This window comes from Streptosporangium sp. NPDC005286 (assembly GCF_040607515.1).
Lineage (GTDB): Bacteria > Actinomycetota > Actinomycetes > Streptosporangiales > Streptosporangiaceae > Streptosporangium.
Map to the genome: position 1 here is coordinate 1 of NZ_JBEXGU010000260.1, position 8,555 is coordinate 8,555.

Annotated in this window: 6 protein-coding genes; 4 read left to right on the plus strand and 2 right to left on the minus strand. The window is 66.9% G+C overall.

What is annotated here, in order from left to right; translation table 11 throughout:
- The first annotated feature begins 1,329 nt into the window (after positions 1 to 1,329).
- The 4 genes from ABZU75_RS43545 to ABZU75_RS43560 all read left to right on the plus strand — a co-directional run bounded on the left by ABZU75_RS43545 (position 1,330) and on the right by ABZU75_RS43560 (position 5,951).
- Entirely contained in the window at positions 1,330 to 2,715 is a 1,386-nt protein-coding gene (locus ABZU75_RS43545; RefSeq protein WP_355568425.1) for an endo-1,4-beta-xylanase, read from the plus strand.
- Positions 2,712 to 4,043, plus strand: coding sequence for a PHB depolymerase family esterase (locus ABZU75_RS43550; protein ID WP_355568428.1), 1,332 nt, complete (start codon positions 2,712 to 2,714; stop codon positions 4,041 to 4,043). Before ABZU75_RS43545 ends, ABZU75_RS43550 begins: the two co-directional genes overlap by 4 nt.
- A gap of 560 nt (positions 4,044 to 4,603) precedes the next feature.
- Positions 4,604 to 5,716: an inositol monophosphatase family protein gene (locus ABZU75_RS43555; protein WP_355568431.1), complete on the plus strand. Its 1,113-nt coding sequence runs from the start codon at positions 4,604 to 4,606 to the stop codon at positions 5,714 to 5,716.
- Positions 5,717 to 5,813: 97 nt separating this feature from the next.
- On the plus strand, positions 5,814 to 5,951 hold the full coding sequence (locus ABZU75_RS43560; RefSeq protein ID WP_355568434.1) for a hypothetical protein: 138 nt from the start codon (positions 5,814 to 5,816) through the stop codon (positions 5,949 to 5,951).
- Between the two features lie 299 nt (positions 5,952 to 6,250).
- Here ABZU75_RS43560 and ABZU75_RS43565 read toward each other — a convergent pair whose 3' ends face one another.
- Both ABZU75_RS43565 and ABZU75_RS43570 read right to left on the minus strand, forming a co-directional pair.
- On the minus strand, positions 6,251 to 6,991 hold the full coding sequence (locus ABZU75_RS43565; RefSeq protein WP_355568437.1) for a class I SAM-dependent methyltransferase: 741 nt from the start codon (positions 6,989 to 6,991) through the stop codon (positions 6,251 to 6,253).
- A 446-nt stretch (positions 6,992 to 7,437) separates the two neighbouring features.
- The gene (locus ABZU75_RS43570; protein WP_355568440.1) at positions 7,438 to 8,211 is read right to left on the minus strand and encodes an alpha/beta fold hydrolase; all 774 of its coding nucleotides are present in this window, start codon (positions 8,209 to 8,211) and stop codon (positions 7,438 to 7,440) included.
- Positions 8,212 to 8,555: the final 344 nt, after the last annotated feature.

The following is an 8,555-nucleotide window of genomic DNA, read 5'->3' on the forward strand; positions in this document are numbered from 1 at the left end:
CAACCCAGACCTCCTCCGCATCCGCGTCCTGCTCGGAGACTGACCAACGCGATCACGGAAAGTGGGCCAGACCCACACGCACTTGGCCGTTGACAGGCCACTACGGAGACCGTCTATGTCCAACCCGAACCCCCACCGGATCGTGAGGCCAAGCGGCGCCTGGCCATCATCCGTTACGTCGAAGAGGTCTCGGGCAGCGTCGCGCTGACGTGCCGCTACTACAGGGTCAGCCGACAGGCGTACTCGCCGCTATCTGGCCGAGGGCGTCGAGGGCCTGCGCACCCGGTCCAAGCGGCCCAAGACCAGCCCGAACGCCGCCCGAGCGTACGGCGTGGGCGCTGGTCCCGCGCCGCCCACGCGCAAACCGCCGCTGCGGTCGTTCAACGTAGAAACTTTCTGGACCCGTCTGTCTGGCCCCAGCACTCGGGGGGAATGGCCCCGTTCGATGATCAATCGTCGACGGCTGCAGTGTCGCATTCCGGCAGCGACAGCTGGCGACAAACGTGCTGATGGAGGTCGCGCTGGCGGTTCCCCTGGCCTCGACGAGGCTGACATCCGATAGAGGTTTATCCCGGTAGGGATTCGACCCTTCTCCGTAGCGCCTTTCTTCGAGGTTGGCCGGCCGCTCTGCCTCACGCGCGAAGGCAGAGCGGCGGACACAGCGTGACCTGGGAGTGTGGTGTCACCCAGGTCTGACCACATCGCGCATCTCATGGGAGAGGCGCCATGTTAGCGCTACCAAATTGCGGTGCGACCTCCCTTCGACATCCCGGCATCTCGGGTGGTGATGGCGGTGAGTAAATACAGCAGGACCGGATGTCGTCAAGAGGTAGGGGTCCTCCGTGCTCGGCGTTGCCGAGAAGGCGCCGCTGCCTGTGGATCCCCGCCCTCAGTCCGCAACTTGCGGATCTGAGGTGAAATTTTCAAGGCATGATCGCCAGCTATTTTCTCCTCTTTGCTCTGCGGAGATGGTCTCGCCATAGCTGCATTGGGCTCATGGTAAGGGCATCAATGTTGGAATGATGGGGCCGAAAATTTCGCTCAAGCATTGACATGTTTCGGATAGGTTTCCACAATGAGTCTCCGAAGCGGTCGGCCCTGCCTGATGTGGTGATCGAGTGAGGGCTGCCGGTCATGACGCCATCGTGGTGTGCCCCCGGTCCGGGGTGCGGCGTCGTTCGCCGGGTTCCCGTGTATCCCTCTTTCCGTGATTTCAGTATGGAGTCAGGCATGGGTATGAAGGCTTCCCCCTTATCTGCGCGCCGAGGTTTCGGTGCCCTCAGCAGGGTCATCAGTGCCGGCGTCGTGGGTGTCGTAGGTGCGGCGCTAATGGTGTCGGTTCCCGCGGATGCGGCCGCCAGCACGCTGGCCGCCGCTGCTCAGCAGAGCGGTCGCTACTTCGGCACCGCTATCGCCGCGGGCAAACTGGGCGACCAGACGTACACCACGATCGCGAACCGCGAGTTCGACATGATCACCGCCGAGAACGAGATGAAGATCGACGCCACGGAACCCAACCGTGGGCAGTTCAGCTTCAGCAACGGTGACCGCATCTACAACTGGGCGGTGCAGAACGGCAAGCGGGTACGGGGCCACACGCTGGCCTGGCACTCCCAGCAGCCGGGCTGGATGCAGTCCCTGTCCGGTAGCAGCCTCCGCCAGGCGATGATCGACCACATCAACGGCGTGATGGGCCACTATCGAGGCAAGATCTACGCCTGGGACGTCGTCAACGAGGCCTACGCCGACGGCAACTCCGGTGGTCGGCGTGACTCCAACCTCCAGCGAACCGGGAACGACTGGATCGAGGTGGCCTTCCGCACCGCACGGGCCGCCGACCCGTCCACGAAGCTCTGCTACAACGACTACAACATCGACAACTGGAGCTGGGCCAAGACGCAGGGCGTCTACAACATGGTCCGCGACTTCAAGCAGCGCGGCGTGCCGATCGACTGCGTCGGCCTGCAGTCGCACTTCAACAGCAACAGCCCGTACAACAGCAACTACCGCACGACCATCCAGAGCTTCGCGGCGCTGGGAGTCGACGTGCAGATCACCGAGCTGGACATCCAGGGCGGCTCGGCCACCACTTACGCCAACGTGGTCAACGACTGCCTGGCCGTGCCGCGCTGCACTGGCATCACGGTGTGGGGGGTCCGGGACAGCGACTCCTGGCTGGGCGCGAACACCAGTCCGCTGCTCTTCGACGGCAACGGCAACAAGAAGGCCGCCTACAACTCCGTCCTAAACGCGCTCAACAACGCGACCCCCAACCCCTCACCCTCGCCGAGCCCGACCACCTCGCCCAGCCCGACGCCGCCCCCAGGTGGCGCGGGACAGATCCGGGGCGTGGCATCCGGTCGTTGTGTGGACGTCCCGAACTCCACGACCACCGACGGCACCCAGCTCCAGTTGTGGGACTGCCACTCCGGCTCCAACCAGCAGTGGACCTACACGTCCGCCCAGGAGTTCCGCGTTCTCGGCAGCAAGTGCCTGGACGCCGCGGGCACCGGTAACGGTGCCAAGGTGCAGATCTACTCCTGTTGGGGCGGCGACAACCAGAAGTGGCGTATCAACTCGGACGGCTCGATCGTGAACGTCCAGTCGGGTCTGTGCCTCGACGCCGCCAACTCCGGCACCGGCAACGGGACTCTGCTCCAGAGCTACTCCTGCTGGGGCGGCAACAACCAGAAGTGGACCCGGAGCGGATCGTGAGACGGCACCTGTCGGTGCCGACCGGGATCGGGGCGGTGGTCGCTGCCGTGATCGCCGTCCTGGCCGGGCTTCTGGCTCAAACGCCCACAGCGAGGGCGGCCACGTTGACTCAGATCGGCAACTTCGGGGCGAACCCCGGCAACATCCAGATGTACCTCTACGTGCCTGACAACGTGGCTCCACGCCCCGGAATCCTGGTGGCGATGCACGGCTGCAACGGCCGGGCGACCGACTTCCACCAGCAGACGGAGTTCAGGACCCTGGCCGACCGGTATGGCTTCATCGTCATCTACCCGCAGGCCAACAAGAGCGCCAACGGCCTGTCGAACTGCTTCGACGTGTGGTCGAACGAAGCGCTCCGGCACGGGGGCGGCAGCGACCCCGTCTCGATCGTGTCGATGGTGAGCTACGTCGTGCAGCGGCATAACGGCGATCCCTCGCGGGTGTTCGCCACCGGCTTCTCCTCCGGCGCGATGGAGACGATCAACCTGCTCGCCACCTACCCCGATGTGTTCAAGGCGGGTGCTCCCTTCGCCGGCGTGCCCTTCGGCTGCCTCGGCCCGCCCGGTTGCAACGACCGGACACCGCAGCAGTGGGGCGACGTGGTCCGCAACGCCTACCCGGACTACACCGGTCCTCGGCCCCGGCTGATGGCCTGGCACGGTACTGCGGACGACGTGCTGAACTTCAGCATGTTGCAGAAGGAGGTCGACCAGTGGACCAACGTGCACGGGGTGAGCCAGACGCCCGCCTCGATGTCCAGCCCGCAATCGGGCTGGACGCGGCGGGTCTATGGGTCCGGCCAGGTCGAGGCGTACACGATCAACGGGGCGGGGCACAATCTGCCGCACTCCGGGATGGCCATCCACGCCATCCGATTCTTCGGCCTCGACAGCGACACCCCCACTCCGACGCCCACCCCCACACTGACCCCCACCCCAGGTGGTAACGGGCAGATCAGGGGCGTCGCGTCCGGGCGCTGCGTGGACGTGCCGAACTCCAGCACCACTGACGGCACGCAGCTCCAGCTCTGGGACTGCCACGGCGGCACCAACCAGAGGTGGACGCTCACCTCCGCGCAGGAGTTGCGGGTCCTCGGCAACAAGTGCCTGGACGCGGCCGGGACGGGCAACGGGGCCAGGATCCAGCTCTACTCCTGCTGGGGCGGGGCCAACCAGAAGTGGCGCGTCAACTCCGACGGCTCGATCGTCGGCGTCCAGTCGGGGTTGTGCCTGGATGCGGCCGGGACGGGCAATGGTACCCGCCTCCAGCTCTACTCCTGCCACGGTGGCACCAACCAGAGATGGAACCGGGGCGGCAACGCCTGAGAATCGCGCTCAGCGGCCCTACTGCGCGATCGGGAGAGGACTCCCGCCAGCGCGGCATGTCCGCTGGAAGAAGGACAAGCACCACCTGGTCTGGGGTGATCACCGAGAATCTCCCCAGACCAGGGAGGAGCGCGTGTCTGGCACGCCTAATGGGTGCAAGGCTCGCGTGCAGGCAGTGAGGCCCTCCATCAGCGTGGCGCGTGTGGTGTCGTCGACGTCCGCGAGCGTGCCCTCTTCGATGCCGTCGAGAGAACGGCCGATGGTCATTTACACGCGGCAGCGCCACAACGGCGACGCGAACCGCGTCTACGTCACTGGCACCTCCGCCGACGGCATGGAGACCAACATCATGCTCGGCAACTATCCCGACGTCTTCAAGGCCGGGGCGGCGTTCATGGGGGGCCGTTCGGCTGCTTCGCGAGTGAGGCGGACTACATTCTCTCGCCCGGCGCGAGCAACTGCGCCTCCGGGCGCATCAGCAAGACACCCAGCGATGGGGAGACCTGGTTCGTGCCGCCTACCCCGGATACAGCGACCTCGGCCCCGAGTTCAGCTCTGGCATGGCACCACGGCACTACGCCACCCACCAGCAGGCGATCGACCAGTGGACCAACGTGTGCGGCCTGAGCCAGACGCTCACCGGTACAGACACGCCGCAACCGAACTGGAACCGGCGCCGCTACGCCGACGGTTCCGGCACGGTCCGGGGCGAGGCGTACAACATCCAGGGCGCCGGCCACAGCCTCCCCCTGAGCGGGATGGCCGCCGCGATCCAGTTCTTCGGCCTCACCAACGGACCGAGTCCTTCGCCGTCGCCGAGCCCGTCGCCGAGCCCGTCGCCGAGCCCCGGTGTCGGGTGCAGGGTCACCTACCTGTCCAACACCTGGAACAACGGCTTCACCGCCGATGCCATCGTCGCGAACACCGGCACGACCCCCGTCAACGGCTGGACCATGACCTGGATGTGGCCGGGCAACCAGCGGGTCACCAGTGCCTGGAACGCCACCGTCGCCCAGTCGGGTTCCCAGGTCAGCGCGTGCAACGTCTCCTACGGCCGGGGCGCCACCTGTGACGGGGCATCGATCCACGCCAGTCCGACCAGCACCCTGGACGCCGCGATCGTCGCCATGGGGGACTACGCCGTGGGCGGCGATGCCGAGGCGAAGAACCGGCTCCGGCTCGCGCTCACCCGAGAGCTTGCCGCTCGGGTGCAGCGGGTGCGGATGTTCGGCTCGGCCGCCGTCGATCTGGCCTGGGTGGCCGACGGCACGATCGACGCCAACATCATGCTGTCCAGCAACCCATGGGACACCGCCGCCGGCGTGCTCATCGCCCGGGAGGCCGAAGCCGTCGTCGTCGACCTGGACGGCAGCCCGCACCGTGACGTCGCGCTCCCCCGGCCACCGAGACGAGACACTCCAGGCGAGCGAAGACCACCGCAGCCAGCAGCACGACCAGGACGACACGACCCGACCACCGAGGAACTGGGGGCTCCGCCACTGCACCCCGGCCCTCTTCGAAGATGGGCCGGAAAGGGGGCGGGACGACATGATCTAGATGATCACTGCGTCATCCAATCTGGAGGCTCGGCCGAGGTGACACGTCGCCATGTTTCCGTAGTCTGCGACGGCTTTTTTGATAGGCATTTCGAAGGGCTGATGCGCCTACGTTGATGAGATCGGCAAGCTCCATTTCTACCGCGATACTGAGCCCTCGCAGGATCAACCAGATCGCCTCATCTGTGATTGCAGTTTCGATCAGCATCAAGCCATGGAGCAGGCTGCTTTTGGCCAGATCGGGCAGATAGGCGTCCGGATTCGCTTCGGCCAACCGCTCACGTATCTCGATGGCGCGCTGAACCGCGGCCAGGCCCTCCTCCTGACGTCCCACCTCACCCAGATCAACTGACAGGTTGTTCAACACGGCGAACGAGCGGTTGAAGTTGCGTGCTTCGATCGGCGTGCCGCACATCGTGGTGAAAACCAGAGCCGAGTCCTTCCACTTCTGTTTCTGCCCGGCGTCCTTACACGCATCCTCTTGGACCCGTTACCGGTGCTTGAGGGCTGAGACGCATAGGCCGATGAGGGAGAGAGTTCTCGGAGTCCTCTGTCTTCGTGGTGTCGCGGTGGAGGAGTTGGTCACCGACGCGCGTGAGCTGTTGACTAACCCACGCGGTGACCTTGGCGACGAGCTGAGCGCCTCTTCGGCTACCCCTCGGTCTTGCGTGCGGTGAGCAGCAGGTACTCCCAGGCCATGGAGGTGGTGCCGGTGTCGTGGGTGTGGCGATGGGCGAGGGTGGCCAGGTCATGGTCCAGAGCGGTGACACGATCGGGATCGTTCGCGATGGCGCGGTAGGCGGCGACGGTCGGGCCGTAGTTGGATTTGAAGTAGTCGCGGAATGCCTCGGGTGTCGTGAACCTGTCGATCTGCACGGTCCGCCGATCGGCCGTGACATCGGTGACCTGGTCGCCGAAGAGCGCGCGGACGTATTCCGGGCGCCCCCACAAGGGCGGCGGTTGCGTGCCGGGCGGCGGCAGGGACGCGTAGGGCTTCATCGTCGCGAACATCTGGCCGATGAACCCCTCCGGCGTCCAGTTGAGCAGGCCGATTGTGCCGCCTGGGCGGCAGACGCGGAGCATCTCGTCAGCGGCGGCCTGGTGGTGTGGGGCGAACATGATCCCGACGCAGGAGAGCACGGTGTCGAACTCACCGTCGGCGAACGGCTGCGCCTCGGCGTCGGCCTGGCGCCACTCCAGCTCCACGTCGTGCCCAGCCGATGCCCTGCGTTCCGGCGTGGTCGACGTGCATGGCCCCGAGGCGTTCCGTCGGCAACTGCCTCGTTGATTCACACTCTCGGAGTTCGCCTCAGTGCCTCGACCCGCCTGATCGAAGCGGGGCTCAAACACCCCCGCGGACGAGTGACGCGCCCAGCACTCCGCTCTCCTCACCCAGAGGCTCCTCGGCGCCCTCGCCTATGCCGCGGCCACGGTGCTGCTGATCAGGGGTGACCGGGCCGAGCGGGGGTGATGACGCCGCACGGGGCCCGTACGGCGGCCGGGTGATCCGCTCGTCGGTCTCGGGGAGAACCCTGGCGCGATGAGGATGCCTGCGGCGCCGACCAGCCGGGCCGACCGCTGGGTGCCGTGACCGGTCGATGGTTCAACCCCCGAGCCTCCGTAGTTCAGGCGGCGGTGCCGGCCAAGTCCTGAGATCCCGCGTCCTCCGCCGGTTTCGGTGGGTGACTCCAATCGGTCCTTGCCGCCTACGCGAAGGTCTGGTCGACCCTCCGAGTTGACACGGCCGGTCGTACCGGCAGGACGCGGGCCGGTTCCGTCGACAGTCACGGACTCGGGGGAGTGTCCACCTGATCCCCAGCGGAAGCGCACGCGTCCTGTCAGATGGCTCCGCGGAAGAAATCGCCCAGCGCGGGGGCCAGCACGTCGTCGGACACGCCGTGCCACTCGCCCTTGAGGGTCAGGTGACGGCCTTGGGGAAGGGCCGTCGCCGCGTCCGTGGCCCAGCCACGCAGGCGGTCGTCGCTGGACTCGCTGTTGACGACCAAGGCCGGCACGGTGACGGACCGGAGGGTGTCGTGGGAGACGGCCGTGGTTATCCGGCTGTCGTAGGCGAGCGTGTGCGCGATGCCTTCCAGCAGCGGGAAAAAGGGGGCTTGGCGCATCTCCGCGGTTATCTCGGCGGGGACACCGATGCCGTTAGGGAAATGCTCGACCGCATCGGCCCGGCGATCTGCGGCGACGAGCTCGTCGATCTCGGCTGCGAGGTCGTCCTCCCGCGGCCGGTCGAGGACGATCGGTGGTTCGAGGAGCGAGAGCATCGAGATCGGCAGCCCGGCCGCCGCCCCAAGCAGGGCCAGGACCGCGCCGGAGGAGAACCCGTGGACGAACGCCGGTCCTCCGCCCGCCTCGATCACGGCCGCAAGGTCCTCCACCTCCCGTTCCACCGCGTACGGCGGGGTGTCGCCACTCTCGCCGCGTCCGCGCCTGTCGTAGGTCACGACGGTGAACCTGCCGGCAAGGTGTTCGGCGAGGGAGCGCATGGGCCCGAATCGGCGGAACCCGCCTGCCGCGTCGACCAGCACGAGCGTCGGCCCTGTTCCCGCCTGCTCGAACCCGATCCGTGTGCCGTCGCGTGACGTCACCGTGGCCATGGCGATCCCTTCGTTCGGCGGCCTCCGACGCTACAGAGCACCACCGACAAATCCGCGGGCCCGATGTCCCGTACGCGACAGCTCTGAGGCCCGGTGCTTTCGAATGTCGAAGTCCATCGCATCTCCTCATCCGGGACGTCGCGACGACCAGCGGAACGGAAGGCCGTAGGGGCGCTGGGTGGGCTGCCGTGCCCGAGTGACACCGGGCACGGCAGCCCACCCTTCCTTTGAATCGCTGCCACCTGGCCCGGTGACGGTGCGACCTGGCACCACACGGGTTCCAGGAGGTGGGGGGGCCCCGGCCGCGGGGGCGGGGGGCCGGGGGGGGGGAGGGAGGGGGGGCT

Excerpts from the sequence above, each read along its gene's own strand:
- ABZU75_RS43545 (WP_355568425.1), top strand. The coding sequence starts at position 1,330 with ATGGTGTCGGTTCCCGCGGATGCGGCCGCCAGCACGCTGGCCGCCGCT.
- ABZU75_RS43555 (WP_355568431.1), top strand. The coding sequence starts at position 4,604 with ATGGCACCACGGCACTACGCCACCCACCAGCAGGCGATCGACCAGTGG.
- ABZU75_RS43560 (WP_355568434.1), top strand. The coding sequence starts at position 5,814 with ATGGAGCAGGCTGCTTTTGGCCAGATCGGGCAGATAGGCGTCCGGATT.
- ABZU75_RS43570 (WP_355568440.1), bottom strand. The coding sequence starts at position 8,211 with ATGGCCACGGTGACGTCACGCGACGGCACACGGATCGGGTTCGAGCAG.